The organism is Pseudomonas sp. RGM2987, assembly GCF_022952855.1.
Classification (GTDB): Bacteria; Pseudomonadota; Gammaproteobacteria; order Pseudomonadales; family Pseudomonadaceae; genus Aquipseudomonas.
Map to the genome: position 1 here is coordinate 23,475 of NZ_JALJDX010000216.1, position 26,829 is coordinate 50,303.

Genomic DNA, 26,829 nt, shown 5'->3' on the forward strand with positions numbered 1-26,829 from the left:
CTCGCCACAGGGCTAGGTGTTCAACCTTGCGATTTCGCCCTTCTCGCCCTGAAAAACTCACTCAACACCGCACTGCATTCCTCAGCCAACACTCCACCCTCAAACATCACCCGGTGATTCAGAAAACCCTGACTGAAAAACTGCCCCTGGCTCTGCACGATGCCGGCCTTGGGTTCCAAGGCTCCATAGACCACCCGGGCAATGCGTGAGTGAACGATCAGGCCGGCGCACATGCTGCACGGTTCGAGCGTTACATAGAGGGTACTGCCGGGCAGGCGATAGTTGCTCACGGCCTGGGCGGCGGCGCGGATGGCGACCATTTCCGCGTGGGCGCTGGGGTCGTGGCCGCTGATCGGGCAGTTGAAGCCGCGCCCGATGATCTCGCCGTCCTGCACCAGCACCGCTCCCACCGGCACTTCGCCCAGGGCCGCGCCTTGTGCGGCGAGATCCAGGGCTTCGCGCATGAAGTCCTGGTCACGGCTGCGGTCGATGATCCGGGCTGGACGAATCTGGCTCATCACGCCACCTCGATGGCGGCCATCAGGCCGGTTTCCATGTGGTCGATCACATGGCAGTGGAACATCCACACCCCCGGGTTATCCGCCACCAGTGCTACCTGCGCCCGCTCGTTCTTGCCCAGCAGGTAGGTGTCGGTGAAATACGGGATGACCTTGTGCCGGTTGGAGGCGATCACTTTGAAGCTCATGCCGTGCAAATGGATCGGGTGCTGGTACTGAGTCATGTTCTTCAATTCGAAAATGTAGCTCTGGCCTTTTTTCAGCGTGGCAATCGGCCGATCGGAACAGGTTTTGTCGGTGATGTCCCAAGCCTTACCGTTGATCTGCCACAGGCTTGGCGGCTTGCCGTTGTCCACGTCGACCGACACCGAACCGACCCATTCGAAATTGAAGTTGAGTTTCTCGGCATTGGCCAGGTCCGGCTCGGACACCGGGTTGGCCGGCAGCGCGGGCGGCCACTGGGCCGGCGCATCACTGTTGGGCACCGAGCGCAGCGTCCCCAGGCGCACCGGACCGTTGCGCAACGACAACTCTTGCCCGGCGGGGGGCGCCTTGATCGCCAGGCAAATACGCATGCCGGGGCCAAGCCAGTATTCCTTGCCCAACGGGCGTGGCTCGACGGGGTTGCCGTCCAGCGCATAGATCTGTGCCTCGACGCCCGGAATATTGATGCGGTAGGTCAGGGTGTTGTCCAGGTTGAGCAAGCGTACCCGGGTGATCTGCCCGGCGGGCAGGTCGATCACCGCCTGCGGCACGCCGTTGATGGTCGCCAGCCGCCCTGCCGTCCCACCACGGGCCGCTTCGCGCGGGATGCTGAAGGCGACAAACTCGCCCTGCTCATCCACATGCCAGCTCTTCAGGCTCAGGGTCTGCTCATATTTGAAGCCGGTGGGTTCACGCTCCTCGATGATCAGCGGCCCGACGAGGCCCCGCCCGAGTTCCTCGCTGCTGTTGACGTGGGGGTGATACCAATAGCTGCCGGCGTCCGGCACGCGGAATTTGTAATCGAAGTATTCACCCGGCAGCACCGGCAGTTGCGAGACATACGGCACGCCGTCCATCTCCAGCGGCAGGCGGATGCCGTGCCAGTGAATGGTGGTGGCAACCGGCAGGTGATTGATGAAGCGCACCCGCAACCACTCGCCCTGACGCACCCGCAGCTCGGTACCCGGCGCCGACGGGCCGAAGGCCCAGGCCTGGGTCTTGTGCCCGGCCACCAAGTCGACGTCCAGGGGCGCGGCGATCAACTCATAGTCGTGACCGGCCTCGGCATCCGCCATCTTGCCCAACCAATACCGCGACGCGCCTCCTGCGCCAACGCCCACAACAACAAGACCGGCCAGGCCACCGAGGATTTGGCGACGGGTAAACGACATGAACGCAACCACCTATTGAATCTGCGGCGAACCCGTGGGCCCGCAAAAGGCGAATACGATACACCTGCAATTGAGAAATATTAAGTGAAGGATTGTCGCGCGGTCTCGCCGGATGTGGCGAGGCGCCTCACGGCGCCCTCTCCTCCAGGCTTGTCAGCCAACCAAAGCGTCCAGGTCTTTGAACATCAACACGGGTAACCGTCGGCCTTCTTTCGCCACGTTGACCTGCAGGGCTACCTGGGCCACTTCCAGCACATGCTTGCCAAACGAATAGCTGCCCTTGCTTTGCAACCAGGTCAAAACGTCTGCCAGGTGCCAGATAGACGCACTGCCCTCGTGCATGGGCGCCGGGAAACTGCTCGGGTGGGCCAACATCAGCTTGCGCATGTTCTGCCGAGACACGCCTACGATCTGGGCCACGTCGGTCAGCCCGACCAGATCAGGAGCAACCTCGATCAGCCGGGCCGATGGCACGGCACGACGCACGTCCCCCAGTGCACTGAGCACTGCCTGAATCGCATCAGGTGCCTCGCGAGTGAACTCAAGCGCCAGTCGTCCCGGCTGCCCAATGCCTACCAGGGCGTCGTCGCAGCCAGCTTCACCCAGCCGCTCGACCAGTTCACCCGAGGTACGGTCATCGTCAGCTAGCTGATATTTCAGGGTAAAGGTGTATTCCATTGTCTTATTCCTCAACATCATCAGTCTCGCAACGACTGCGATGGGTAGTGCAATTGTCCACGACGCGCCGTAGTGCTCGCGCATGATTGCCAGGGTTTTTCGGCGTGCTCCATATCGATGTGATACAGGACTCACCGCAACGACATTCCTCGTCGTTATACGGACAATAAAGCCCGCCCCCAGGCGTGACTGCCACCGACCTCTACGCGCCACCCAACGCTTCGGCATGCCTCAGTGTTTCTTCGACTTCTTTTTTCGGATGCGAGGGACGAATCATCAGTGCTCTCCAGTATTCGTATGACCTGCTTAGTTGTCAAATGACAACTCGATCCTTTTTCTAGATGATAGGCATTCTCGGCGCACCAATAAGGGCCGAATCGTAGTGAAAGGTGACAGTACCGAGAGGCTTTGCCGACGGAAGCCAGGACACGTCGGTCACCTGAATGAAAAAAATGCAGGATCAACCCGCCAGCAAACGCGCCTTCTCGCCACGGGGCGTGAAGAACGCCAGCGCCGCAGCAACAACGAACAGCGCAGGTACGTCGCCGAGTAGATGGCCGTAGTGGCTCATTCCATCCATTCCGACGCCAAAGGACTGCACAGCCATGATCGCGCCGTGCACGACGCTCGACCACACCGTAAACCAGATCAGGCTCAGGTGCTTCATCGGATCGCGTGAAGCTCTCAAGAGGAACACACCGAGCGTCGCGTAGATGCCGACGATCATCAACGGATAGTCGGAATGACCGTTGTGCCAAGTCCAGCCGGACGGCCATAGCAGCATCAACGGGCCGATTGCGAACACGGAAATCAAGCCCACGACGATCAGAACCATGCGCAAGGCCGCGAGTTTTTGGGTGTCGTTCATGGCGGATTCCTAATGCGGCGTGACCGTCGCCATCAGTGGGGTGCCCAGGAGTATAGGACGCCTTGCTCATTACAATATATGTGACGGCCTGACAAGCGGGCCCCGGGGTTGCAGATCCTTACTTGGGCCGGAGGGAATCTGTACGCTCAAACCAGCATCGACTGCTGGGCAAAGATACCCGCCATCGCGCCTTGCCATGATGCCGTGGTGACCGAGGGCATTTGGGGATTGGCGAGATCGCCTGCGGCGTAGATACCAGGCATGCTGGTTTCGCGGCGTTCGTCGACTTTGAGGGCGATGCCCTGGGGCGTATCGACCGTGGCTAGGCCCAGCGATTCATGCAGGCGCGCGGACGGCTTGTTGCGCGGATGCGCGAACAGGATGTCGACCGCGACAGGGGCGCCAGCGTCGAGCCTGACGGTGGCGTTATGGCTCTCGTCATGGTCGATTTCAGTGATCCGGCCATCGACGACAGGTATATGGCGGCGCGCCAGATCGGCCCGAATATCGGCTGGAATGTCGTGACCATCGGCGAAGACCGTCAGCGTGTCGGTCCAGTCGTGGTACAGCCTGACGTAGTTGTGCGACGGCGGGCCGGACCAGACGAGGCCCCAATGCCGACCAGCAACCTCAAAGCCGTCGCAGTAGGGGCAAGGCACGATGGAGCTGCCCCAGCCTTTGGCAAAGCCGGGAATTTCAGGCATCTGGTCGGCGACGCCATAGCTCAGGATCAGGCGACGCGCCCTGAGGCTTTCACCATCGCCAGTGAAGACAGAGAAGTCGTCGATGGCGCCGGAGATGCTCTCGGCCCGGGCATTGACCAGCCTGATCGTGGGATAGCGCACCAGTTGCTGCCGCGCCTCGGCCAGGATTTCCAGCGGCGGCTTGTGGTCGTGGCCGAGCAGGCCATGGGAGTGGTCGGCGAAGCGATTTCGCGGCAGGCCGGTGTCGAGAACGGTGACCTTGCGGCGGGCACGGCCGAGCTGCAAGGCAGCGGCGAGGCCGGCAAAACTGCCGCCGATGATGATGACGTCATTCATGGTGAAAGGCTCCGCGCTGTGGATGAGGGAGATTGATTTGCAGCCTTAAGATACTTTGAAGTACCATAAATCACGAATTTAGATACTGTCAAGTACTGGAATTTTTCTTATGAACGACAACAGCCAGGCCCGGCGCGGCCGGCCCGTCAACGATGCGCTTGGCCAAACGATAATCGACGCCGCGGGCGAGCTCTTTGTGGAATTGGGTTTTCAAGCGACGACCATGGACAAGGTCGCCCAGCGGGCGAAGATATCCAAGCTAAGCATCTATCGGCACTTCGAGAACAAGGAGGCGTTATTCAGCGCGGCCATCGCGGCCCACTGCCAGCAGTTTGCCCCCCAGGCCCTTTTTGCAGGCGTCGACGGTTCGGCCGAAGATCAGCTCATGGCGGTGGGATCAACCCTGCTTCGCACGTTGTTGAGCCCGGACGTGCGCAGTGTCGAAGCCATGATCATGGCCGACAAGACGAATCAAAAGTCGCTAAGCAAGCGCCAATACGAAGCCGGCCCCGACTATGTCATCGGGCAAATCGAGGCCCTGTTGCGTCAGCTGCACGCGAAGGCGGTTCTGAACGTGCCCGACCCTCGCCAGTCCGCCCGCTTGTTTGCCGCGCTTATCAAAGGATCCGATCTCTTGATCATCGCGCGCTTCGATGAGGCGAAAGCAGAGGACGACAACGAAATCGAATCCTATTGCCGGTCGGCCGTTGCCATGTTTATCGCCGCGCACGTGACGCAAGCTGCCGCCGATCAGACAGTGCCAGGCTGAAGACGCAAAAAGCCCGCAATTACGCGGGCTTAAGGTACTTCAATGCGCTTTGTGCCGGTTAGGCCGGACCCGGGATCATTCCCACTCAATCGTCGCCGGCGGCTTGCTCGACACGTCATACGTCACGCGGGAGATACCGTCGATTTCGTTGATGATCCGACCGGAAACCGTTTCCAGCAGCTCGTACGGCAGGTGTGCCCAGCGAGCGGTCATGAAGTCGATGGTTTCCACCGCGCGCAGGGCCACGACCCAGGCGTAGCGACGGCCATCGCCGACCACGCCGACCGATTTCACCGGTTGGAACACCACGAAGGCCTGGCTGACCTTGTGGTACCAGTCGGCCTTGCGCAGTTCTTCGATGAAGATGTGGTCGGCGCGACGCAGCAGGTCGGCGTATTCCTTCTTCACTTCGCCGAGGATCCGCACGCCCAGGCCAGGGCCTGGGAATGGGTGGCGGTAGACCATGTCGTACGGCAAGCCCAGTTCAAGGCCCAGGCGACGCACTTCGTCCTTGAACAGCTCGCGCAGTGGTTCGACGAGCTTGAGGTTCATTTCTTCCGGCAGGCCACCGACGTTGTGGTGGGACTTGATCACGTGGGCCTTGCCGCTCTTGGCGCCGGCCGACTCGATCACGTCAGGGTAAATGGTGCCTTGGGCCAGGTACTTGATGTTGTCCAGCTTGCAGGATTCGGCATCGAACACGTCGATGAAGGTGCGACCGATGATCTTGCGCTTTTTCTCCGGGTCGGATTCGCCGGCCAGGTTGTTCAGGAACTGCTCTTCGGCGTTGGCGCGGATCACCTTGACGCCCATGTTCTCGGCGAACATGGCCATCACTTGCTCGCCTTCATGCAGGCGCAGCAGGCCGTTGTCGACGAAAACGCACGTCAGCTGGTCGCCGATGGCCTTGTGCAGCAGTGCAGCAACCACCGAGGAGTCGACGCCGCCGGACAGGCCCAGCAGCACGTTGTCGGTGCCGACCTGGGCGCGAACCTGGGCGATGGCGTCTTCGGCGATTTTCGACGGGGTCCACAGGGCTTCGCACTCGCAGATGTCGAGGATGAAGCGCGACAGGATGCGACCGCCCTGCTTGGTGTGGGTCACTTCCGGGTGGAACTGCACGCCGTAGTAGCGACGATCATCGTTGAACATGCCGGCAATCGGGCAGCTCGGGGTACTTGCCAGGATGTGGAAGTCTTCCGGCATCTTGGTGACTTTGTCACCGTGGCTCATCCATACGTCGAGGCCGAACAGGCCATCCGCATCGATGTGGTCTTCGATGCCGTCCAGCAGGCGGCTCTTGCCGACCACGTCGACGCGGGCATAACCGAACTCACGCAGGTCGGAGCCTTCTACCTTGCCGCCCAGTTGCTCGGCCATGGTCTGCATGCCGTAGCAGATGCCGAAGACCGGTACGCCCAGGTCGAACACCGCTTGCGGGCAACGCGGGCTGTTGGCTTCGTGCACGGACTCGGGACCGCCGGCGAGGATGACGCCCTTGGGCGCGAATTCGCGAATCGCTTCGTCATCCATGTCGAACGGGTGCAATTCGCAGTACACGCCGATTTCACGCACGCGGCGGGCAATCAGTTGGGTGTACTGGGAACCGAAGTCGAGGATCAGGATGCGGTGAGCGTGAATGTCGAGGGCCATGACTCAGTCTCATGTAATGAATCAGAAACAACTCGGGGCTGAATGCACAGCCCCGGTGATTAACGTTTTGCTGGAAGCCTTAACCTACGCGGTAGTTCGGCGCTTCCTTGGTGATCTGCACGTCGTGGACATGGGACTCGGCCATGCCGGCGCCGGTGATGCGGACGAATTCCGGCTGGGTGCGCATCTCTTCGATGTTGGCGCTGCCGGTGTAGCCCATGGAAGAACGCAGGCCGCCCATCAACTGATGGATGATGGCGCTCAGGGTGCCTTTGTACGGCACGCGACCTTCGATGCCTTCCGGCACCAGCTTCTCGGCGCCCGCGGAGGAGTCCTGGAAGTAACGGTCGGAAGAGCCCTGGGCCTGGGACATGGCGCCCAGCGAGCCCATGCCGCGATACGCCTTGTAGCTACGGCCCTGGAACAGTTCGATCTCGCCCGGTGCTTCTTCGGTACCGGCGAACATCGAACCCATCATCACGCTGTAGGCACCGGCAACGATGGCCTTGGACAGGTCACCGGAGAAGCGGATGCCACCGTCGGCGATCAACGGAACACCGGTGCCTTCAAGGGCCGCGGCGACGTTGGCGATGGCGCTGATTTGCGGCACGCCGACACCGGCGACGATGCGAGTGGTGCAGATCGAGCCTGGGCCGATACCGACCTTGACCGCGTCGGCGCCGGCTTCGGCCAGGGCCTTGGCGGCAGCGCCGGTGGCGATGTTGCCGCCAATCACCTGCACTTCAGGGAAGTTCTGCTTGACCCAGCGAACACGGTCGATCACGCCTTTGGAATGGCCGTGGGCAGTGTCCACCACCACCACGTCGACGCCGGCATTGACCAGGGCGGCGACGCGCTCACCGGTGTCCTTGCCAGTACCGACCGCAGCGCCTACGCGCAGACGACCCTGGTCATCCTTGCTGGCGAGTGGGTAGGCCTTGGCTTTTTCGATGTCGTTGACGGTCATCATGCCCTTGAGGGCGAATTTGTCGTCGACGATCAGCACGCGCTCAATGCGGTTCTTGTGTAGCAACTCGCGGACGTCGTCCTTGCTGGTGCCTTCCTTGACCGTGACCAGGCGCTCTTTGGGCGTCATCACTTGGCGGACGGTGGCGTCCAGGCGGTTCTCGAAACGCACGTCGCGAGAGGTGACGATGCCGACCAGGTCGCCATCGTGCAGCACCGGAACGCCGGAGATGTTGTGCATGCGGGTCAGTTCGAACAGATCGCGAACCGTGGCGTCAGCCTCGATGGTGATCGGATCCTTGACCACGCCAGCCTCGAACCGCTTGACCTTGCGCACTTCGGCGGCCTGCTGTTCGATGGTCATGTTCTTGTGGATGATCCCGATACCGCCTTCCTGGGCCATGGCAATCGCCAGACGGGCTTCGGTCACGGTGTCCATGGCGGCGGAAACCAGGGGGATATTCAGTTCGATGCCACGGGTGAGACGGGTTTTGAGACTGACTTCGTTAGGCAGCACCTCGGAATAACCGGGTACTAGGAGAATGTCGTCGAAGGTCAGGGCTTCTTGGCTGATACGCAGCATCGCGGGGGCTCCCGAGCGGGAAAATGGAAGCGCGCCATTATACTCATGCACCCCGCCGGGCTCAATGTAAAACTCTGTCTATTATTGCCGGGGCGATTGATGGGCGAAACAGCACTCATATTTGGCCATACGCCGAAACCTGTGGCGAGGGAGCTTGCTCCCGCTCGGTTGCGCAGCGACCGCCAAAAGCCAGGGCCGCTTCGCAGCCCAGCGGGAGCAAGCTCCCTCGCCACAAAGAGCCATCCTCCAGGCGGTTACCTACAACTCCACCTTCACCCAACTCACCGGCTGGTCCAGCCAATCGGCGAACTCATCGAGAAACGCCTGCTTGAACCCGGCCTCCAGCCAGTTGTTGAAGATGAAGCCCAGGTTCGAGAAGCCGCACGGTTGCAGGAACAGGAACCCGTTGATGTCATCTTCATGCCCGCACTCGGGGCAGGTGAAGTTGTCGGTGCGCGCGGGCATCCAGTCTTCCAGGCTCTCGAACAGCGCCTCGCCAACTTCCTTGCGACATTCGGCACAGCCGGCCTCTTCGAGAAAGCCCTTGGCCGGCGTATAGATGCAGCGCTTGGTGATGATCTCCAGGCCATTGACCGATTCGCCGAACGGCAAGGCATCGGGGTGCAACACCACGTTACGGGCGCCGGGGGCGATGGCGTGGGCCATGCGATTGCCGGTGCGCCCGCAGGTGGTCAGCTGCTCTTCGACGATATTCTTGCGCACCAGCCAGCGCACGATCGCCCGGGCCCGCGGCTCGTGGACGGGCAAGGTGGAAATTTTCGGAACGATGATGCTTTGGGAGTTCATGGCGAGGCCTGGGGTTCTCTGGCGGGTGCAATCGAAGGCCGGCAGCTTAATCCCTGGCCCAGCCAGGTCAAGCACTCAGGTAGCGCCCGATCAAGGCGATGCCGCTGGCGAGCACCAGCCAGGTCACCAGGCGCACGAACGCCTCGCGGGACATTTTCATGGTCAGGCGCCGGCCGATCCAGAGGCCCAGCGCCATGGCCGGCAACAGGCACAACGCCAATACCAACAAGGGTAGCTCGGCATACACCCCGGCGATGGCAAACAGGCTCAAGCGCACCACGGTGCTGCAACTGATCAGCGCACTTTGCGTGGCCCGGGCCAGATCCTTGGGCAGCCGGCTGTTCAGGTAAATGGCATATAGGAAGCCGCCACTGCCGAACAACGCGCCGAACAAACCGCCCACCGTGCCCATCGGGAATGCCCACAACGATGACAACTGCGTCGGCCGGGTCTTGATCAGCAGGCTGTAAATCGCATAGCAGCTGATGAACAGCCCCATCATCAGCAGCAACAAGTCGGACTTGAGGTTGAGCAGGAAAATCACCCCCAGGGTGCAGCCCAGGGCCATGCAGGGCAATAAGCGCAGCAGCTCCGCCCGGGAAACATCCCGACGCGACGGCAAGAGATTGCCGAACGCCGCGACGAAATCCAACAGCACCAGCAGCGGGACGATTTTCGACAGGGGCAGGAACAGCAACAGGATCGGCGCTGCCACCAGTGCCGTGCCGAACCCGGCGATGCCGAACACGATATACGCCAGGGCGATGGCCAGGCCGATGACCAACCACTCCACAGGGGCGAATGCCCATTGGCCTAACCATGACAGAGGATCCATTGCGCACTTCCTTGATGGCGGAGGGGCGACTTTAGCCAAGTGCCGGGCGGCATATCCAGTATTTGTGGTGACAGACCTATTGTCTTCGCGAGCAAGCCCGCTCCCACAGGGACAGCGCTGATATTCAGATCGCTGATATCCCTGTGGGAGCGGGCTTGCTCGCGAAGGGAGCGACTCGGCCTGACAGGTACTGTGCAGGAGGAATTGTCTCCACACATGGAGATTCAGCCACGAATGCCCTTATCATGCCGCCCATGATTAAAGATCCCTTTGCCCGACTGGGCCTGGACCGTGAGGTCCTGACTGTCAGCCAGCTCAACGGCCGTGCGCGGGTGTTGCTTGAAGACGTGTTCAGCAACATCTGGGTCGAGGGCGAAATATCCAACCTCGCCCGTCCGGCCTCCGGCCACGTGTACTTCACCCTCAAGGACAGCGGCGCCCAGGTGCGTTGCGCGCTGTTCCGGCAGAACGCCGCGCGGGTCCGCCAGGCGCTGAAGGACGGGCTGGCGGTGAAGGTGCGTGGCAAGGTCTCGCTGTTCGAGGGCCGTGGCGACTATCAACTGATCCTTGACACCGTGGAGCCGGCCGGTGACGGCGCCCTGCGCCTGGCCTTCGATGCCTTGAAGGACAAGCTCAGCGCCGAAGGCCTGTTCAGCGCCGAGCGCAAGGTGCCGCTGCCCGCTCATCCGCAACGCATTGGCATCATCAGCTCGCCCACTGGCGCGGTGATCCGCGACATCATCAGCGTGTTCCGCCGCCGCGCACCGCAGATTGCCCTGACGTTGATCCCAACCGCCGTACAGGGCCGCGAAGCCACCGCGCAGATCGTCCGCGCCTTGAAACTGGCGGACGCCCGAGGCTTCGATGCGCTGATCCTGGCCCGGGGCGGTGGTTCGCTGGAAGACTTGTGGTGTTTCAACGAAGAAGCCGTGGCCCGGGCGGTGGATGAATGCGTGACGCCGATCGTCAGTGCCGTCGGCCATGAAACAGACGTGTCCATCAGCGATTTCGTCGCCGACGTGCGCGCCCCGACGCCCTCCGCCGCCGCCGAACTGCTGGCGCCGGATGCCGGCGACCTGGTGCGCCGGGTCGAGAGCCTGCATCGCCGACTGGTGATGCGCATGCGCGACCGGTTGATGCGCGATCAACTGCGCCTTGAAGGCCTGACCCGGCGTCTGCGCCATCCAGGCGAGCGCCTGCGCCAGCAAGCCCAGCGCCTGGATGACCTGGACATGCGCCTGCGCCGGGCCTTCGAGCGCAGCCTCAATATCCGCCGTGAACGGCTGATCCGCCTGGAAACCCGTCTCGCCGGACAACATCCCGGTCGGCACCTGGCATTGTTGCGCCATCGCCTGGACAGCCTCGCCGAACGCCTGCCGCGTGTCATGCGCGAAGGCTTGAAAGCGCGACGGTTGCAATTGCACAACCAGATGCAGACCCTGCACATTGTCAGCCCGTTGGCGACCCTTGGCCGTGGCTACAGCATTCTGCTGGACGAACGTGGCCATGCCATCCGCAGCGCCAGCCAGACCCAGACCGGCCAGCGCCTGAGCGCCCGCCTCGGCGAAGGCGAACTGTTGGTGCGGGTCGAAGACAATCACCTGACACCGGTCACCCTTTCTCTACTGGATTGATCCATGCCGCGATTTCTAGCGCCCCTGCTGTTGCTCTGCCTGACCTTCAATGCCCACGCCGACAGCTACATTACCCGCCTGCTGAACAAACCGGTGCCCGGCGGCGTCGCGGTAGTGGACCTGGGCAGCGCGCCCCAGGCACCGAAAGCCAGTTATCAGGGCAAGCCAGTGCTGGTGGTCAAGGAACAGGACAACTGGCTGGCGATTGTCGGCATCCCGCTGACCGTCCAGCCTGGTACCCAGCAGATCAAGAGTGGCGGCAGCACCCAGCCGTTCGTGGTCGGCTACAAGAAGTACCCTGAGCAGCACATCACCTTGGCGAACAAGCGCCAGGTCAACCCGAACCCGGCAGACCTTGCGCGCATCGACGCCGAGTTGGCTGTGCAGTTGAAGGCCTATCGCAGTTTCAGCCCGAACATCCCCAGCAACCTGCTGCTGGACAAACCGGTCGCCGGTCCGCTTTCGAGCAAGTTCGGCGTACGCCGCTTCTTCAACGGCGAAGAGCGCAACCCCCACGCTGGCCTGGATTTCGCCGTACCCGCTGGCACGCCGATCAAGACCCCGGCCGCCGGCAAGGTGATCCTGACCGGTAACTACTTTTTTAATGGCAACACGGTGTTCGTCGACCATGGGCAGGGCTTTATCAGCATGTTCTGCCACATGTCGAAGATCGACGTGAAGGTCGGCCAGCAACTGGCCCGGGGCACGGTGGTGGGCAAGGTCGGTTCCACCGGCCGGGCGACCGGGCCGCATATGCACTGGAATGTCAGCCTCAACGATGCTCGGGTGGATCCGGCGATTTTTATCGGGGCGTTTCAGCCCTGAGATTTTGTTGCAAGGCTACCGGCCTCTTCGCGAGCAAGCCCGCTCCCACAGGATCGACACCGTACCTGTGGGAGCGGGCTTGCTCGCGAAGGCTTAAGCTGCATCCGCCCACATCCAAAGGATTGCCGAACCCCAAACATCGACGCAATAAAACTACAATTCCACGAAGAATACGCGATTAAATCTCGCAAAACCTTCCAAAAACAGAACTTCTCTCAATTTTCCCCGACTGCTTGCGATCCTTCCCCCACGCGGTTAGGGTTGAGGGCATGAAAACCTCTCACACCCTCATTCAGCTTCGCCAGCACCGCAGCCTGTGCCTCGTCAGCGCACGACTGCCGGGCTGAATCGCGGCACCTCGTCCCAGGCTCTGACGCCACCCCATTCGAACCACCGGCAGGCCGCCTTTTTCCGGCCACGACAATAAAAGGATTCCCACGATGAGCATGCTCAAAGACCCATCTTCCAAATACCGCGCCTTCCCGACCATCAACCTGCCGGATCGCACCTGGCCGTCGAAGACCATCACTACCGCGCCTATCTGGTGCAGTTCCGACCTGCGTGACGGTAACCAGTCGCTGATCGAGCCGATGGACGCAGTCAAGAAGCTGCGCTTCTGGAAAACTCTGGTGGCCGTGGGCGTCAAGGAGATCGAAGCGTCGTTCCCGGCGGCTTCGCAAACCGACTTCGATTTCGTGCGCACCCTCATCGAAGAAGGCCACATCCCGGACGACACCACCATTCAGGTGCTGACCCAGGCCCGTGAAGACCTGATCGCCCGTACGTTCGAATCCCTGCGCGGTGCGAAAAAGGCCATCGTCCACCTCTACAACGCCACTTGCCCGTCGTTCCGCCGCATCGTGTTCAACCAGGACAAGGAAGGCGTCAAGGAAATTGCGGTCAACGCGGCCAAGCTGTTCGTCAAATACGCCGCGCAGCAGCCGCAAACCCAATGGCAGTTCGAATACTCGCCCGAGACTTTCAGCGCCACCGAACTGGAATTCGCCAAGGAAGTCTGCGACGCAGTGATTGAAGTCTGGAACCCGACGCCCGAGCGCAAGGTGATCCTCAACCTGCCTGCCACCGTTGAAGTCGCCACCCCGAACATCTATGCCGACCAGATCGAGTGGTTCCACCGCAACATCAGCCGTCGCGACAGCGTGCTCATCAGCCTGCACACCCACAACGACCGTGGCACCGGCGTGGCCGCCACCGAACTGGGCCTGATGGCCGGCGCCGACCGCGTCGAAGGCTGCCTGTTCGGCAACGGCGAGCGCACCGGCAACGTTGACCTGGTGACCGTGGCCCTGAACCTCTACACCCAGGGCGTCGACCCTGAACTGGACTTCTCCGATATCGACGGCGTGCGCAAAGTGGTCGAAGAGTGCAACCAGATCCCGGTGCACCCGCGTCATCCGTACGTCGGCGACCTGGTTCACACCGCGTTCTCCGGCTCGCACCAGGACGCGATCCGCAAGGGCTTCGCCCAGCAGAAATCCGATGGCCTGTGGGAAGTGCCGTACCTGCCGATCGACCCGGCCGATATCGGTCGCAGCTACGAGGCAGTGATCCGGGTGAACAGCCAGTCCGGCAAAGGCGGCATCGCCTACCTGCTGGAACAGGAATACGGCATCAGCCTGCCGCGTCGCATGCAGATCGAATTCAGCCAAGTGGTGCAAGGTGAAACCGATCGTCTCGGCCTGGAAATGACCGCCCAGCAAATCTACAGCTTGCTGCAACGCGAATACCTGCAAGCCAACACCCCGTATGCGCTGGTCAGCCATCGCCTGCAGGAAGAAAACGGCAACAGCGCCGTGGAAGTGGAAGTGGCAAGCAAAGGCCAGGGCGAGACCAACCTGCACTGGCGCGGCAAGGGTAACGGCGCACTGGAAGCGCTGGTGGCCGGTCTGCCGATTCCCGTGGAAATCATGGACTACAACGAACACGCCATTGGCGCCGGCACCAACGCCAAGGCTGCGGCGTACATCGAACTGCGGGTCAACGGTGAACGTGCAGTGCATGGCGTGGGCATCGATGAAAACATCACCACTGCCAGCTTCAAGGCCCTGTTCAGCGCACTGAACCGCTCGCTGAGCCAGCCTGAGGCTAAAGCGGCTTGATCCATTGCTGAAATGCAAAAAGGCCCCTAGGTGCGAACCTCGGGGCCTTTTGTTTGACCGGTAGTTTTATGCTGACTGTTCTGGCCTCTTCGTCGGATCGCCGCCCGGAGCAAGCCCGCTCCCACACTGGATCTATGGTCACCACAAATTTCCTGTGGGAGCGAGCTTGCTCGCGAAGGGGCCCTACCAGACGACAAGCATGTCAGGCGTGGGTATCAACCCCCACCGTCATGGCCTGGAGCAACGCGCCGCGCAGGGTCTGCAAAGCGGCCTGGGTGCCCATGATCTGGGTCTGGATAGCCATTGCCTGCTGAGCCTTCTGCTCTTCGCTGGCCTGGCTCTTTTGCACTCGGGCCAATTGCGCTTGCTGTTGGGCCAACAGCTTTTCGGTTTGTTCGATCTGCTTCTTGATCTGCTCGATGACATCCACCCCCTTGCTGGCGGGAGCACCGGCGACGTTGGCGCCGCTGGTATCGACTTTCAGTGACTTTTCCTTTTCGCTGCCGGCGTCTGTCGACGACGTCGTATCGTCAGTCCCTTTGATCGAGACTTTAGGGGTCGAAATCGAGTACGGGCTGGCAATCGTTGCGCTAATAGTGGTCATGGGTATTCTCCTTGGCTGCCCCGTATATCGGCCTACCCTGACGCTTCTTGAGGACTGAAACGTTTCAATCAGATGAATTCGAATTGATCGGCATCCAGGTTCGCCGGGAACCGGGTGCGATAGAGCGCCAGGTCCGCCGAATTCAAACAGACCGTGAATACCCCGTCCGCTTCGCCGGCACTGAGCAGGGTCTCGCCCTGGAAGTCCAGCACCTGGCTGTCACCGGTGTAGGCAAAGCCCTTGCCGTCGGTGCCGATGCGGTTCACCGCTGCCACGTAGCACAGGTTTTCGATTGCTCGCGCCGGTAACAGCCGGTTCCAGTGCTGGCGACGGGCTCCCGGCCAGTTGGCGGTGTACAGCAGCAGGTCGGTGTCCTCGGCATCCCGGCTCCACACCGGGAAGCGCAGGTCGTAGCAGATCAACGGACGAATCCGCCAGCCCTTGAGTTCGAACAACACCTGCCGCTCGCCGGGTGTGTAGTGGTTGTGCTCCCCGGCCATGCGAAACAGGTGACGCTTGTCGTAATGCAGCACTTCGCCGTCCGGCCGCGCCCAGAGCAGGCGATTGCGATGGCTGCGGTCGCCGGCCTGGACAATCACGCTGCCGGTAATGACCGCGTTCAGCTTCACCGCTTGGGCCTTGAGCCACTGGTGCGCCGGGCCATTTTCCGGCTCGGCGAGGGTCTCGGATTCCATGGAGAAACCGGTGGTGAACATTTCCGGCAGGATGATCAGGTCGGCCCCGCGCGCCTGTTCCAGCAGCACCTCGAAATGTTCCAGATTGGCCCGACGGTCGTGCCAGGCCAGGGTGGTCTGGACCAGGGCAATGTTCAGGTTTGGCAACGCGCTCAGATCACGCATAGTTTTTCCGCCGCTTCACGCAGCGTCTCCTCGCGCTTGGCAAAGCACAGGCGCACCAGGCGCTGGCCTTGGGGTGGGTCCTGGTAGAACACCGAGACCGGAATCGTCGCCACGCCGTGTTCGCGGGTCATCCACACCGCCATATCGACGTCGTTCAGGTCCGGACGGATCCGTGAATAATCCACCAGCTGGAAATAGGTCCCGGTCACGCGCTTGAAGCTGAACCGCGACGGCGCCAGCAAATCGCAAAACAGGTCGCGCTTGGCCTGGTAGAAATCCGGCAACTCGTCGACGTGCTCCGGGTGCGCGGCCATATAGTCGGCCAGGGCGTATTGCAGCGGCGTCACGCCGCAGAAACTGACGTACTGGTGGACCTTTCGCAGTTCAGCGGTCAAGGCCGGCGGGGCCACGACGTAGCCGGTTTTCCAGCCGGTGACGTGATAAGTCTTGCCGAACGAACTGACCACGAAGGCCCGTCGGTACAGTTCCTCGTGGGCCAGCACACTGGCATGGGACACGCCGTCGAATACCAGGTGTTCATAGACTTCATCACTGACCAGGTAGATGTCGCGGTCGCGGATCAGCGCCGCCAGCTGATCCAGCTCGGCCCGGCTGATCAGGGCGCCGCTGGGGTTGTGCGGGGTGTTGAGAATGATCATTCGCGTGCGTGGGCTCAAGGCTTCGCCGAGCTTCTGGAAGTCGATGGCGAAGTCTTCCAGGCCCAGTTGCACGTGCACGCAACGCCCGCCGGCCAATTCGACGGCGGGCTCGTAGCTGTCGTAGCACGGATCGAACACGATCACTTCGTCACCGGCGTGGACCACCGCGGCGATGGCGCAGAAAATCCCCTGGGTCGCGCCGGGGGTCACGGTGATTTCCTGATCGGCATCGACGCTCGCGCCATAGCTGCGGGCGATCTTCACCGCAATCTGCTGACGCAGGGCCGGCAGGCCGGTCATGGGGGAATATTGGTTATGGCCTTGGGCAATGTGCCGGCCGACCGCATCGCGCAGGGCCTGCGGGCCATCAAAATCAGGAAAGCCCTGGGACAGGTTCAGCGCACCGGTCTGTGCGGCCAGCTGGGACATCTGGGTAAAAATGGTGATGCCGACATTCGGCAGCTTGCTGGTGATCATCAAGGCTTCTCTGCGTCTGCGCCCGGCTCTGGCGCGGCGCGGGAGAGATCGAGGATAGCCCAATCGCCGGGCATGAAAAAGGGTGCCGCGAGAGGCACCCTTTTCATCTCGCCAGACAACCGTGGCGAGGGAGCTTGCTCCCGCTGGGCTGCGCAGCAGCCCCTTGGGTTTTGTCTGATGCACTGCTGGGCAAATACATCCTGGGGTTGCTTCGCAACCCAGCGGGAGCAAGCTCCCTCGCCACAAAAGCTCACAAATCGCTGGCGACTCAGCGCTTGTCCCGGCGCTTCTTGTCAGCCTTCTTGTGGTGCGACATCAAGCGGCGCTTCTTGTTGACCTGGCGATCGGTGAGCGTGTTCTTGTTGCCTTCGTACGGGTTCTCGCCGCCCTTGAACTCGATGCGGATCGGCGTGCCGACCAGCTTCAGGACGCGGCGATAGGTGTTTTCCAGGTACCGGACGTACGACTTGGGCACCTTCTCGATCTGGTTACCGTGGATCACGATGATCGGCGGGTTGGCGCCACCCAGGTGGGCATAACGCAGCTTGATCCGGCGGTTGTTGACCATCGGTGGCGCGTGCTCGCCCACAGCGTCTTCGAGGATCTGGGTCAGGCGGTTGGTCGGCCAGCGGGTGACCGCCGACTTGAAGGAGTTCTGCACCGACGCGTAGAGGTTGCCCACCCCCGTGCCATGCAGGGCCGAGATGAAGTGGATGTCGGCGAACTCGACGAAGAACAACCGGCGCTGCAACTCGATCTTCACAAAATCGCGCTCGCTCGGCGTCATGCCGTCCCACTTGTTGATCGCGATGACCAGCGCCCGACCGGCTTCCAGGGCAAAGCCCAGCAGGTTCAGGTCGTGATCGACCACGCCTTCGCGGGCGTCCATCACGAAGATCACCACGTTGGCGTCCTTGATGGCTTGCAGGGTCTTGACCACGGAGAATTTCTCGACTTCTTCGTGGATCTTGCCGCGCTTGCGCACACCGGCGGTGTCGATCAGCGTGTACTTCTCTTCGTTACGCTCGAACGGGATGTAGATGCTGTCACGGGTGGTGCCGGGTTGGTCGTACACAATGACCCGGTCTTCACCGAGCATGCGGTTGACCAGCGTCGACTTGCCCACGTTCGGGCGGCCGATGATGGCGATCTTGATCCCGTCTTTTTCGCTCGGGCCTGGAATGCGCTTGGCTTCCTCGCCTTCGGCAACGATTTCTTCTTCGCCGTCTTCCGGCTCGTCTTCATCGTCTTTCGGGAAATCCGCCAGGGCGATTTCCAGCATCTGGGTGATGCCGCGTCCGTGGGCGCCGGCGATCGGGATCGCGTGGCCCATGCCCAACGGTGCGAATTCGGCGCGGGCCATCTCCGGGTCGATGTTGTCGACCTTGTTGGCAACCACGTAGGAACGCTTGTTACGTTTGCGCAAATGCTCGGCGATCATCTGGTCGGCGGCGGTAAAACCGGCCTTGGCGTCTACCAGGAACAGCACTACATCGGCTTCTTCGATGGCGAGCAACGACTGCTCGGCCATTTTTTCGTCCATGCCGTGTTCATCACCGGAGATGCCGCCGGTGTCGACCAGAATATAGGTACGCCCTTGCCACTTGGCCTCACCGTATTGGCGATCACGGGTCAGACCGGACAAGTCGCCGACGATGGCGTCGCGAGTCCTGGTCAGGCGGTTGAACAAGGTGGACTTGCCGACGTTAGGTCGACCCACCAGGGCGATTACGGGAACCATGCGGCTCTCCACTTCGTTATTTCAGAAAATACAAAAGCCGCTGCGAGGCAGCGGCTGGTGCTCGGAGACTGCCCTACAAAGGCAGGCCGCTTGGGGTCTAGCCCCAAGCATAGTCTTACTTGATGGTCAGGGCTTCCAGTTTGCCGCTATTGCCATACACATAGATCATGTTGCCCGCCACCAGCGGTCGGGCACGCAGGCCGTCGCTGTCGATACGCTCGCGGCCGACGAAGCGACCGTCCACTTGGCTGAGCAGGTGCAGGTAACCTTCCAGGTCACCCACTGCAACGTAGCTGGAGAACACTTCCGGGGCCGACAGTTGACGACGGGCCAGGGAATCGTTGCTCCACAACGCGGTGGTGGAACGCTCGTCGACGCCTTCGACCGTGCCCGAGGACAGGCTCACGTAGACGCTGCCGAAACCCTGGGCGACACCGGCGTAGCTGGACGCATCGCGTTGCCACAGCGGGCGACCGCTTTCCAGGTCCAGTGCCGCGACACGGCCCTGGTAGCTGGCGACGTACAGCGTGCCGCCGGACAGCAGCAGACCACCGTCGATGTCGACCACGCGCTCCAGCTCCGAACGACCTTGCGGGATCGCCACGCGCTGTTCCCACACCGGCACGCCGTTGGAAATATCCAGGGCGACCACTTTACCGGTGGACAAACCCGCTACAGCGAGACGGTTGGTCACGACTGGCGCGCTGGTGCCACGCAGGGTCAGCACCGCCGGGGTGCTGTCATACACCCAACGCTGGTTGCCGGTGGCGGCATCCAGGCCGATCAGACGGTCGTCCTGGGTCTGGACCACGACCACGTCACCATTGGTAGCCGGTGGCGCGAGCACTTCGCTGGTCACACGGGAACGCCACTTCTCTTCGCCATTGCTGGCGTCGAGGGCAACGATCTCGCCCTTGAGCGTGCCGATCATGACCAGCCCGTAACCCACGCCAACGGCGCCGGACACTGGCAGTTCGAGATCCTGCTTCCATTTCACGTCGCCATTGCTGCGATCCATCGCCATGACCACGCCGGTGACGTCACCGGCATAGATGGTGTCGCCGTCGATGGCCGGCACCAGCATGTTGTAGGTTTCGCCCTGGCCGTCGCCGATGGAACGGCTCCATTGCTTCTGCAGCACGACTTCTTCTTTGAAGTCGGTCAGCTCGGCCGGAGGCAGTTCTTTCTTGCTGTTGCTGCTGCAACCCGCGGCCAGAATGGCCAGGGCCAGCAATGCTGCATGTTTCCAACGGATCACGTCACGCATCCCCTTTGGCCAGGTCGTCCAGCTTGATTTGCAGGCCACCGACTGCGGCTTCATCCGACAGCGCAGCCTTGGCTTTTTGGTAGGCCGCGTGGGCCTCATCGGCACGGCCCAGCTGTACCAGCAGGTCGCCCTTGAGCTCTTCGCGGGTCGCCAGGAATGCCTTGTCGGCATCGCCTTCGAGCAGCTTCAGTGCGTCTTCGGTCTTGTTCTGCGCCGCCAGCACCTGCGCCAGGCGCTGACGCGCCACTTCGCCCAGGGTCCGGTTGGCCGGTTTGTCGACAATGCCCTTGAGCTCGGTGGCCGCGTCGTCCAGCTTGCCGTTGTCTACCGCCACCTTGGCCACGAACAGGCGCCCGTACTGCGCGTAGGCGCTGCCGCCGAATTCCTTGTCCAGCTTGCCGGCCAGGTCCGCCACACGGGCAGCGTCAGGCTTGCCGTCCGGGGTCAGGGTGGTCTCCAGCAACTGTTGATAGAGCATCGAGGCGCCTTGCGACTGATTGCTCTGGTATTTCTGGTAGGCCTGCCAGCCGAACACGATGACCAGCGCCAACAGGCCGCCAGTGACCAGCGGCTTGCCGTTGCGCGTCCACCAGTCCTTCAAATCCGCCAGCTGTTCATCTTCGGTACTCGACACCCCAATACTCCTTAATCGCTAAATCGGCTGTTTGACAGCTTCAACCCTGCACGACGCAGGTGGCCAGGTGTGCAGCAAGCGCATCCCAGGCAATACTTTGTTGTTCGCCCTGGCCACGCAGGGGTTTGAAACCTACCACTTGTTGGGCCAGTTCGTCGTCACCCAGGATCAGTGCATACAGCGCACCGCTCTTGTCGGCTTTCTTGAACTGGCTCTTGAAGCTGCCAGCGCCGGCATTGATCTGCAGGCGCAGGTTGGGCAACTGGTCGCGAACCCGCTCGCTCAAAGCCAGGGCGGCCAGTTCGGCGGCCTCGCCGAAAGCGCACAGGTAGACGTCGACCTGACGGGCCAGTTCTTCAGGCACCTTGTCCAGGGCCTCAAGCATCAGCACCAGGCGTTCGATGCCCATGGCAAAGCCCACGCCCGGGGTCGGCTTGCCGCCCATCTGTTCCACCAGCCCGTCATAACGGCCGCCGGCACACACGGTGCCTTGGGCGCCGAGCTTGTCGGTGACCCATTCGAAGACGGTCTTGCTGTAGTAGTCGAGGCCACGGACCAGCTTCGGGTTGATCACATAAGGAATGCCCACGGCGTCCAGGCGCGCCTTCAACCCTTCGAAGTGCGCACGGGATTCGTCGTCGAGGTAATCGGCCATTTTCGGAGCATCGACCAGGACCGCTTGGGTGTCGGCATTCTTGGTGTCGAGCACCCGCAGAGGATTGGTCTTCAGGCGGCGCTGGCTGTCTTCGTCGAGCTTGTCCAGGTGCGCGGAAAGAAACTCCACCAACGCTTCACGGTAACGACCACGGGACTCGCTGGTACCCAGGCTGTTGAGCTCAAGCTTCACCGCGTCACGCAGGCCCAGCTCGCCCCACAGGCGCCAGGTCATGACGATCAGCTCGGCGTCGATGTCCGGACCGTCGAGGTTGAACACTTCCAGGCCGATCTGGTGGAACTGGCGATAACGACCTTTCTGCGGGCGTTCGTGGCGGAACATCGGGCCGATGTACCAGAGTTTCTGCACCTGGCCGCCGCCGGTGATGCCGTGCTCCAGCACCGCACGCACGCAGGCTGCCGTGCCTTCGGGGCGCAGGGTCAGGGAGTCGCCGTTACGGTCATCGAAGGTGTACATCTCTTTTTCGACGATGTCGGTCACTTCACCGATGGAGCGCTTGAACAGCTCGGTGAACTCGACGATCGGCATGCGGATCTGCCGGTAACCGTAGTTATCCAGCAGACGCGCCACGGTGCCCTCGAAATAGCGCCACAGGGGCGTCTGTTCGGGCAGGATGTCGTTCATGCCACGAATGGCTTGCAGAGACTTGCTCACAAAATTTCCTTAATTCGTTCGATCAGCCGCGTGCGATAAGCGCTGCGTCGGCTTCGACCTTCTCGGCCGCCTTCTCGCGGATCAGCCGTTCCAGCTCATCCACCAGATTGTCATTCGTCAGTTTCTGCGACGGCTTGCCGTCGATGTAAATCAGGTTCGGCGTACCGCCCGTCAGGCCGATATGGGCCTCCTTGGCTTCGCCCGGCCCGTTGACCACGCAACCGATCACCGCGACATCCAGCGGCACCAGCAGGTCTTCGAGACGCCCTTCCAGCTCGTTCATGGTCTTGACTACATCGAAGTTCTGCCGCGAGCAGCTCGGGCAGGCAATGAAGTTGATCCCACGGGACCGCAAATGCAGGGACTTGAGGATGTCGTAGCCGACTTTCACTTCCTCGACCGGGTCCGCCGCCAACGAGATGCGGATGGTATCGCCAATCCCTTCGGCGAGCAGCATACCGAGGCCGACGGCGGATTTCACCGTACCCGAGCGCAACCCACCGGCTTCGGTGATACCCAAGTGCAGCGGCTGGACGATTTCCTTGGCCAGCAGGCGGTAGGCTTCGACGGCCATGAACACGTCGGAGGCCTTCACGCTGACCTTGAAGTCCTGGAAATTCAAGCGTTCGAGGTGCTCGACATGGCGCAGCGCCGACTCTACCAGCGCCGCCGGGGTCGGTTCGCCATATTTCTTTTGCAGGTCTTTTTCCAGGGAACCGGCGTTCACGCCGATGCGGATCGGAATGCCACGGTCGCGGGCGGCATCCACCACCGCGCGCACGCGGTCCTCGCGACCGATGTTGCCCGGGTTGATGCGCAGGCAATCCACACCCAGCTCGGCCACGCGCAGGGCAATGCGGTAGTCGAAGTGAATGTCGGCTACCAGCGGCACCTTGACCAACTGTTTGATCTTGCCGAACGCCTCGGCGGCGTCCATATCCGGCACCGAGACCCGCACGATGTCGACACCGGCGGCTTCCAGGCGGTTGATCTGGGCCACGGTAGCGGCCACATCGTTGGTATCGCTGTTGGTCATGCTCTGCACAGCGATAGGCGCATCGCCGCCTACGGGCACGTTACCGACCCAGATCTTGCGCGATTCGCGACGTTTGATTGGAGATTCGCCGTGCATGACTTATTGACCCAACTTCAGGCGAGCGGTCTCGCCACTGGTGAACGGAGCCACGTCGACCGGCTGGCCGTTGTAGCTGACCTGCGCGCCACGGGCATAGCCCAGGCGCACGGCAAACGGTGGTTTGCCATTGATGGAGGTGCTGTCGCCCTTGCGCTTGAGGCCGCTGAACAAGACTTTGCCATTGCCGTCGGTGATCTGCGTCCAGCAATCGGCAATGAACTGAATCTGTACCTGGCCTTCACCTGCTGCCGGTGCTGCGGGTACCACTGGAGCCACTGGTGCAGCCGGCGCGGCAGTTGGAGCAGCCGGAGTCGCTACGGTCGGCGCATGGGTGGCAGGAACAGCGGGCGCCGGGGCCACTGGTGCGCTGGTGGCCGGCGCGGGAGCGGTCGGTGTGGCTGGCGCAGTGGCAGGCGCGCTTGGCTCGGCACCGGCTTCGGTGCCTTCCTGGCCCTGCGGCAGCGCGAGCGCGGTTTCGCCCTCGGCCTGGCCTTCCAGCACGGCCTGGTCTTCCGGCTCGTCCAGCGGATGGATCCGGGTGGTGCCGTCGGCGCCCTCCACTTCCACGTGCTCAGGAGCCAGGGCCACCGGTTCCTTGGTGCGCAGGGCAGTCTGATCCTGCCACCAGACGAAACCGCCGCCAATCACGCCGATCAGCAGCAACAGGCTGACCAGCCGCAGGATGGTGTGGGAAACGCGAACCGGCTCTTCGATACGACCCAGGCTGTGCACGCTGCTGCCCTGGGCATCGGAACCGGTGTATTGGTCGAATTGCTGGACCAGCACGGTCTGGTCCATGTCGAGCAGCTTGGCGTAGGCGCGGATGTAGCCGCGAGCAAAGGTATGCCCCGGCAGCTTGTCGAACGCGCCCGCTTCCAGATTGCTCAGCGAAGTCACGGTGAGATTGAGCTTGACGGCCACCTGGGCCAGCGACCAACCATTGCTTTCACGGGCCTGACGCAGGGTCTCACCAGGGTTTACGCGAGTGGCTGCTACAACTTCGGGATGCGCCGCTTTCATCTTTGCTCCGACAGGTATTGCTGATATTCCGGCGTACCGGGATAGAGTCTTTTTAGTTGCAGGCCGTAGCTTGCGGCTTTGTCACGGTCTTCAAACACATGAGCCAGCCGGACGCCGAGCAATAGACTACGTGCATTTTGCTCGCTGAGCAGGCTAAACCGCTCGTAGTAGTCGCGCGCGGGCACATAATGCCTGTCTTCGTAAGACAACTCAGCCATTTCCAGCAACGCCCGTGGCTGCTGGCGGTTGAGCCGCAGGGCCTTTTCCAGCTGCTGGCGGGCCAGGTCGCGCTGGCCGAGCTGGGCGGCGGTCATGCCGAGGTTCTCGAAGACCCGCGAACGCTCCGGATAAAGGGTGTCGGCAGCGGCCTGTTCGAAGCGCTCGTAGGCATCCTTGTAACGCTTCTGCTCGTATAGAAAGCTGCCGTAGTTGTTCAGGATCCGAGCGTCCTGCGGACGGGCCGACAATGCCTTGCGAAAATGCTGGTCGGCCAGCTCCGGCTCCAGCTCGGCCTGGAACACCAGGGCCAGGGCCGCATTGGCATCGGCGTCTGAATCGTCGAGCTCCAGGGCTTTCTTGAGCGGCACCTTGGCCCGTTCGGTCATGCCCTGTTGCAAGTAGCCGATCCCCAGTTGCACATAGGCCGCACGTGCCTCGTCGCGCCCCTTGCTGGTTCTCATCGGGTTGTAGTCGCCCGACAGGACACAACCGGTGCACAGACCGGCCAACAGCAAAACGAGCGCGAAGCGCAGGGACATAGAGATCCTCTCTTAGTGACGGTTCGCCGCGTTCACGACATCGTCGGCGGCGTTCAATTCGCGCACGGCAATGTAGCGTTCGCTGCGACGGGTGCGGTCCAACACCTGCCCTACCAATTGGCCACACGCGGCATCGATGTCTTCGCCACGGGTGGTGCGCACGGTGACATTGAAGCCAGCGTGGTGAAGCTGATCCTGGAAGCGCCGGATCGCATTGTTGCTCGGACGCTCGTAGCCCGAATGCGGAAACGGGTTGAACGGGATCAGGTTGATCTTGCACGGGATGTTCTTTAGCAGCTCGATCATCTCGACCGCGTGCTCGACCTTGTCGTTCACATCCTTGAGCAGGGTGTACTCGATGGTCAGCACGCGCTTTTCGCCCAAGGCCGACATGTAGCGCTGGCATGACTCCAGCAGCATCTTGAGCGGGTATTTCTTGTTGATCGGCACCAGTTGGTTACGCAATGCGTCATTGGGTGCGTGCAGCGACAACGCCAGGGAGACATCGATGTGCTTGGCCAGCTCATCGATCATCGGCACCACGCCAGAGGTAGACAAGGTCACCCGGCGCTTGGAAATGCCATAGCCCAGGTCGTCCATCATCAGGTGCATGGCGGAAACGACGTTGTCGAAGTTCAGCAGCGGCTCACCCATGCCCATCATCACCACGTTGGTGATGGCACGGTCGACGGTTGCCGGGACGCTGCCAAAGGATTTATTGGCAATCCACACCTGGCCGATCACTTCGGCGGCGGTGAGGTTGCTGTTGAAGCCTTGCTTGCCGGTGGAGCAGAAACTGCAATCCAGGGCACAGCCTGCCTGGGACGAAACGCACAAGGTGCCGCGTTTGCCCTGGGGAATGTACACGGTCTCGACGCAGCTGCCGGACGCCACGCGCACCACCCACTTGCGGGTGCCGTCGCTGGAAATGTCCTGGCTGACCACTTCGGGGCCGCGAATCTCGGCAACTGCCTTGAGTTTTTCACGCAAGGCCTTGCCGACATTCGTCATGGCGTCGAAATCGTCGACGCCAAAGTGGTGAATCCATTTCATCACCTGGCCGGCACGGAAACGCTTCTCCCCGATTGAGTCGAAGAATTTTTCCATTTCCTGTTGGGTCAGCCCCAGCAGGTTGGTTTTAACAGTCGATGTCGTCATGGATTCACCTTCACTCTCAAGCCAATGCTTAGCGAGTGGTTACTTCAGTAGCTGCGAAGAAGTAAGCGATTTCGCGAGCAGCAGCGGCTTCGGAGTCCGAACCGTGGACGGCGTTGGCGTCGATGGACTCGGCGAAGTCAGCACGGATGGTACCGGCAGCCGCTTCTTTAGGGTTGGTAGCGCCCATCAGCTCACGGTTGCGAGCGATGGCGTTTTCGCCTTCCAGCACCTGAACGACAACCGGACCGGAAGTCATGAACGCAACCAGCTCACCGAAGAAGCCGCGCTCGCTGTGCTCAGCGTAGAAGCCTTCGGCTTCGGCCTTGGACAGTTGCTTCATTTTCGAAGCTACAACGCGCAGGCCAGCGTCTTCGAAACGGGAAACGATCTTGCCGATCACGTTTTTAGCAACGGCGTCAGGCTTGATGATGGAGAAAGTACGTTGAACAGCCATGGTGTAGCTCCAGAATCGGTAATGTGTGAAAAATTAAACCCGCGAATTATACGCGGGTTC

25 protein-coding genes and 1 pseudogene are annotated in these 26,829 nt (G+C 61.6%); 4 read left to right on the forward strand and 22 right to left on the reverse strand.

All coding sequences use genetic code 11. The features are described 5' to 3' along the window. Positions 1-20: 20 nt before the first annotated feature. The 6 genes and pseudogenes from tadA to RGM2987_RS21970 all read right to left on the reverse strand — a co-directional run bounded on the left by tadA (position 21) and on the right by RGM2987_RS21970 (position 4,480). Entirely contained in the window at positions 21-518 is a 498-nt protein-coding gene (gene tadA / locus RGM2987_RS21945) for a tRNA adenosine(34) deaminase TadA (protein WP_245144915.1), read from the reverse strand. Next, positions 518-1,894, reverse strand: a complete 1,377-nt coding sequence (locus RGM2987_RS21950; RefSeq protein WP_245144916.1) for a multicopper oxidase family protein — start codon at positions 1,892-1,894, stop codon at positions 518-520. Before RGM2987_RS21950 ends, tadA begins: the two co-directional genes overlap by 1 nt. A gap of 153 nt (positions 1,895-2,047) precedes the next feature. Further along, positions 2,048-2,572: a DNA-binding protein gene (locus RGM2987_RS21955; protein ID WP_245144917.1), complete on the reverse strand. Its 525-nt coding sequence runs from the start codon at positions 2,570-2,572 to the stop codon at positions 2,048-2,050. 4 nt (positions 2,573-2,576) lie between these two features. After that, positions 2,577-2,849, reverse strand: a pseudogene (locus tag RGM2987_RS21960) (hypothetical protein). 183 nt (positions 2,850-3,032) lie between these two features. After that, positions 3,033-3,440, reverse strand: a complete 408-nt coding sequence (locus tag RGM2987_RS21965) for a DUF6632 domain-containing protein (protein ID WP_245144918.1) — start codon at positions 3,438-3,440, stop codon at positions 3,033-3,035. Between the two features lie 146 nt (positions 3,441-3,586). Then, positions 3,587-4,480, reverse strand: a complete 894-nt coding sequence (locus RGM2987_RS21970) for an NAD(P)/FAD-dependent oxidoreductase (RefSeq protein ID WP_245144919.1) — start codon at positions 4,478-4,480, stop codon at positions 3,587-3,589. Between the two features lie 109 nt (positions 4,481-4,589). Here RGM2987_RS21970 and RGM2987_RS21975 point away from each other — a divergent pair, with 109 nt between their 5' ends. Next, complete coding sequence (locus RGM2987_RS21975) at positions 4,590-5,249, forward strand: TetR/AcrR family transcriptional regulator (protein WP_245144920.1); 660 nt, start codon at positions 4,590-4,592, stop codon at positions 5,247-5,249. A 75-nt stretch (positions 5,250-5,324) separates the two neighbouring features. Here the strand turns inward: RGM2987_RS21975 and guaA are convergent, their stop codons facing one another. The 4 genes from guaA to RGM2987_RS21995 form a co-directional block, all read right to left on the reverse strand. Then, positions 5,325-6,902 carry a glutamine-hydrolyzing GMP synthase gene (gene guaA, locus RGM2987_RS21980; RefSeq protein ID WP_245144921.1) on the reverse strand — a complete coding sequence of 526 codons (1,578 nt, stop codon included), beginning with the start codon at positions 6,900-6,902 and terminating at the stop codon, positions 5,325-5,327. Positions 6,903-6,981: 79 nt separating this feature from the next. Beyond that, positions 6,982-8,451 carry an IMP dehydrogenase gene (gene guaB / locus RGM2987_RS21985; RefSeq protein ID WP_245144922.1) on the reverse strand — a complete coding sequence of 490 codons (1,470 nt, stop codon included), beginning with the start codon at positions 8,449-8,451 and terminating at the stop codon, positions 6,982-6,984. Positions 8,452-8,709: 258 nt separating this feature from the next. Continuing rightward, positions 8,710-9,258, reverse strand: a complete 549-nt coding sequence (locus RGM2987_RS21990) for a sugar ABC transporter ATPase (protein ID WP_245144923.1) — start codon at positions 9,256-9,258, stop codon at positions 8,710-8,712. A gap of 67 nt (positions 9,259-9,325) precedes the next feature. Continuing rightward, on the reverse strand, positions 9,326-10,093 hold the full coding sequence (locus RGM2987_RS21995; RefSeq protein WP_245144924.1) for a sulfite exporter TauE/SafE family protein: 768 nt from the start codon (positions 10,091-10,093) through the stop codon (positions 9,326-9,328). A gap of 254 nt (positions 10,094-10,347) precedes the next feature. Here RGM2987_RS21995 and xseA point away from each other — a divergent pair, with 254 nt between their 5' ends. The 3 genes from xseA to leuA all read left to right on the forward strand — a co-directional run bounded on the left by xseA (position 10,348) and on the right by leuA (position 14,672). Continuing rightward, positions 10,348-11,727 carry an exodeoxyribonuclease VII large subunit gene (gene xseA, locus RGM2987_RS22000; RefSeq protein WP_245145018.1) on the forward strand — a complete coding sequence of 460 codons (1,380 nt, stop codon included), beginning with the start codon at positions 10,348-10,350 and terminating at the stop codon, positions 11,725-11,727. A 3-nt stretch (positions 11,728-11,730) separates the two neighbouring features. Next, positions 11,731-12,552 (forward strand): peptidoglycan DD-metalloendopeptidase family protein, encoded by an 822-nt coding sequence (locus tag RGM2987_RS22005; protein WP_245144925.1) that lies wholly within the window; start codon positions 11,731-11,733, stop codon positions 12,550-12,552. A gap of 440 nt (positions 12,553-12,992) precedes the next feature. Beyond that, entirely contained in the window at positions 12,993-14,672 is a 1,680-nt protein-coding gene (leuA, locus tag RGM2987_RS22010) for a 2-isopropylmalate synthase (RefSeq protein WP_245144926.1), read from the forward strand. 202 nt (positions 14,673-14,874) lie between these two features. On the opposite strand, the gene RGM2987_RS22015 is transcribed toward leuA, so the two are convergent. The 12 genes from RGM2987_RS22015 to ndk all read right to left on the reverse strand — a co-directional run bounded on the left by RGM2987_RS22015 (position 14,875) and on the right by ndk (position 26,769). Next, positions 14,875-15,276: a hypothetical protein gene (locus RGM2987_RS22015; protein ID WP_245144927.1), complete on the reverse strand. Its 402-nt coding sequence runs from the start codon at positions 15,274-15,276 to the stop codon at positions 14,875-14,877. Between the two features lie 68 nt (positions 15,277-15,344). After that, positions 15,345-16,136, reverse strand: a complete 792-nt coding sequence (locus RGM2987_RS22020) for an amidohydrolase (protein ID WP_245144928.1) — start codon at positions 16,134-16,136, stop codon at positions 15,345-15,347. Then, positions 16,124-17,272, reverse strand: a complete 1,149-nt coding sequence (locus tag RGM2987_RS22025) for a pyridoxal phosphate-dependent aminotransferase (protein WP_245144929.1) — start codon at positions 17,270-17,272, stop codon at positions 16,124-16,126. The genes RGM2987_RS22020 and RGM2987_RS22025 overlap by 13 nt, the downstream gene beginning before the upstream one ends. Positions 17,273-17,540: 268 nt before the next feature. Further along, positions 17,541-19,013 (reverse strand): ribosome biogenesis GTPase Der, encoded by a 1,473-nt coding sequence (der, locus tag RGM2987_RS22030; RefSeq protein ID WP_215002174.1) that lies wholly within the window; start codon positions 19,011-19,013, stop codon positions 17,541-17,543. Between the two features lie 115 nt (positions 19,014-19,128). Next, positions 19,129-20,280 carry an outer membrane protein assembly factor BamB gene (gene bamB, locus RGM2987_RS22035; RefSeq protein ID WP_245144930.1) on the reverse strand — a complete coding sequence of 384 codons (1,152 nt, stop codon included), beginning with the start codon at positions 20,278-20,280 and terminating at the stop codon, positions 19,129-19,131. Further along, complete coding sequence (locus RGM2987_RS22040) at positions 20,273-20,914, reverse strand: tetratricopeptide repeat protein (protein ID WP_245144931.1); 642 nt, start codon at positions 20,912-20,914, stop codon at positions 20,273-20,275. The genes bamB and RGM2987_RS22040 overlap by 8 nt, the downstream gene beginning before the upstream one ends. 40 nt (positions 20,915-20,954) lie before the next feature. After that, the gene (hisS, locus tag RGM2987_RS22045; RefSeq protein WP_245144932.1) at positions 20,955-22,244 is read right to left on the reverse strand and encodes a histidine--tRNA ligase; all 1,290 of its coding nucleotides are present in this window, start codon (positions 22,242-22,244) and stop codon (positions 20,955-20,957) included. 22 nt (positions 22,245-22,266) lie between these two features. After that, the gene (gene ispG / locus RGM2987_RS22050; RefSeq protein ID WP_245144933.1) at positions 22,267-23,376 is read right to left on the reverse strand and encodes a flavodoxin-dependent (E)-4-hydroxy-3-methylbut-2-enyl-diphosphate synthase; all 1,110 of its coding nucleotides are present in this window, start codon (positions 23,374-23,376) and stop codon (positions 22,267-22,269) included. A 3-nt stretch (positions 23,377-23,379) separates the two neighbouring features. Beyond that, on the reverse strand, positions 23,380-24,399 hold the full coding sequence (locus RGM2987_RS22055; protein ID WP_245144934.1) for a RodZ domain-containing protein: 1,020 nt from the start codon (positions 24,397-24,399) through the stop codon (positions 23,380-23,382). Beyond that, positions 24,396-25,157, reverse strand: a complete 762-nt coding sequence (gene pilW, locus RGM2987_RS22060; RefSeq protein ID WP_245144935.1) for a type IV pilus biogenesis/stability protein PilW — start codon at positions 25,155-25,157, stop codon at positions 24,396-24,398. The genes RGM2987_RS22055 and pilW overlap by 4 nt, the downstream gene beginning before the upstream one ends. A gap of 12 nt (positions 25,158-25,169) precedes the next feature. After that, positions 25,170-26,315 carry a 23S rRNA (adenine(2503)-C(2))-methyltransferase RlmN gene (gene rlmN / locus RGM2987_RS22065; protein WP_245144936.1) on the reverse strand — a complete coding sequence of 382 codons (1,146 nt, stop codon included), beginning with the start codon at positions 26,313-26,315 and terminating at the stop codon, positions 25,170-25,172. A gap of 28 nt (positions 26,316-26,343) precedes the next feature. Continuing rightward, a complete protein-coding gene (gene ndk, locus RGM2987_RS22070) occupies positions 26,344-26,769 on the reverse strand; it encodes a nucleoside-diphosphate kinase (RefSeq protein WP_245144937.1) in 426 nt (141 codons plus the stop codon). Positions 26,770-26,829 lie beyond the last annotated feature (60 nt).

What these genes read in the sequence shown, in the direction of transcription:
- tadA (WP_245144915.1), bottom strand. Translation starts at nt 518, where the DNA reads ATGAGCCAGATTCGTCCAGCCCGGATCATCGACCGCAGCCGTGACCAG.
- RGM2987_RS21950 (WP_245144916.1), bottom strand. Translation starts at nt 1,894, where the DNA reads ATGTCGTTTACCCGTCGCCAAATCCTCGGTGGCCTGGCCGGTCTTGTT.
- RGM2987_RS21955 (WP_245144917.1), bottom strand. Translation starts at nt 2,572, where the DNA reads ATGGAATACACCTTTACCCTGAAATATCAGCTAGCTGACGATGACCGT.
- RGM2987_RS21965 (WP_245144918.1), bottom strand. Translation starts at nt 3,440, where the DNA reads ATGAACGACACCCAAAAACTCGCGGCCTTGCGCATGGTTCTGATCGTC.
- RGM2987_RS21970 (WP_245144919.1), bottom strand. Translation starts at nt 4,480, where the DNA reads ATGAATGACGTCATCATCATCGGCGGCAGTTTTGCCGGCCTCGCCGCT.
- RGM2987_RS21975 (WP_245144920.1), top strand. Translation starts at nt 4,590, where the DNA reads ATGAACGACAACAGCCAGGCCCGGCGCGGCCGGCCCGTCAACGATGCG.
- guaA (WP_245144921.1), bottom strand. Translation starts at nt 6,902, where the DNA reads ATGGCCCTCGACATTCACGCTCACCGCATCCTGATCCTCGACTTCGGT.
- guaB (WP_245144922.1), bottom strand. Translation starts at nt 8,451, where the DNA reads ATGCTGCGTATCAGCCAAGAAGCCCTGACCTTCGACGACATTCTCCTA.
- RGM2987_RS21990 (WP_245144923.1), bottom strand. Translation starts at nt 9,258, where the DNA reads ATGAACTCCCAAAGCATCATCGTTCCGAAAATTTCCACCTTGCCCGTC.
- RGM2987_RS21995 (WP_245144924.1), bottom strand. Translation starts at nt 10,093, where the DNA reads ATGGATCCTCTGTCATGGTTAGGCCAATGGGCATTCGCCCCTGTGGAG.
- xseA (WP_245145018.1), top strand. Translation starts at nt 10,348, where the DNA reads ATGATTAAAGATCCCTTTGCCCGACTGGGCCTGGACCGTGAGGTCCTG.
- RGM2987_RS22005 (WP_245144925.1), top strand. Translation starts at nt 11,731, where the DNA reads ATGCCGCGATTTCTAGCGCCCCTGCTGTTGCTCTGCCTGACCTTCAAT.
- leuA (WP_245144926.1), top strand. Translation starts at nt 12,993, where the DNA reads ATGAGCATGCTCAAAGACCCATCTTCCAAATACCGCGCCTTCCCGACC.
- RGM2987_RS22015 (WP_245144927.1), bottom strand. Translation starts at nt 15,276, where the DNA reads ATGACCACTATTAGCGCAACGATTGCCAGCCCGTACTCGATTTCGACC.
- RGM2987_RS22020 (WP_245144928.1), bottom strand. Translation starts at nt 16,136, where the DNA reads ATGCGTGATCTGAGCGCGTTGCCAAACCTGAACATTGCCCTGGTCCAG.
- RGM2987_RS22025 (WP_245144929.1), bottom strand. Translation starts at nt 17,272, where the DNA reads ATGATCACCAGCAAGCTGCCGAATGTCGGCATCACCATTTTTACCCAG.
- der (WP_215002174.1), bottom strand. Translation starts at nt 19,013, where the DNA reads ATGGTTCCCGTAATCGCCCTGGTGGGTCGACCTAACGTCGGCAAGTCC.
- bamB (WP_245144930.1), bottom strand. Translation starts at nt 20,280, where the DNA reads ATGCGTGACGTGATCCGTTGGAAACATGCAGCATTGCTGGCCCTGGCC.
- ispG (WP_245144933.1), bottom strand. Translation starts at nt 23,376, where the DNA reads ATGCACGGCGAATCTCCAATCAAACGTCGCGAATCGCGCAAGATCTGG.
- RGM2987_RS22055 (WP_245144934.1), bottom strand. Translation starts at nt 24,399, where the DNA reads ATGAAAGCGGCGCATCCCGAAGTTGTAGCAGCCACTCGCGTAAACCCT.
- pilW (WP_245144935.1), bottom strand. Translation starts at nt 25,157, where the DNA reads ATGTCCCTGCGCTTCGCGCTCGTTTTGCTGTTGGCCGGTCTGTGCACC.
- rlmN (WP_245144936.1), bottom strand. Translation starts at nt 26,315, where the DNA reads ATGACGACATCGACTGTTAAAACCAACCTGCTGGGGCTGACCCAACAG.
- ndk (WP_245144937.1), bottom strand. Translation starts at nt 26,769, where the DNA reads ATGGCTGTTCAACGTACTTTCTCCATCATCAAGCCTGACGCCGTTGCT.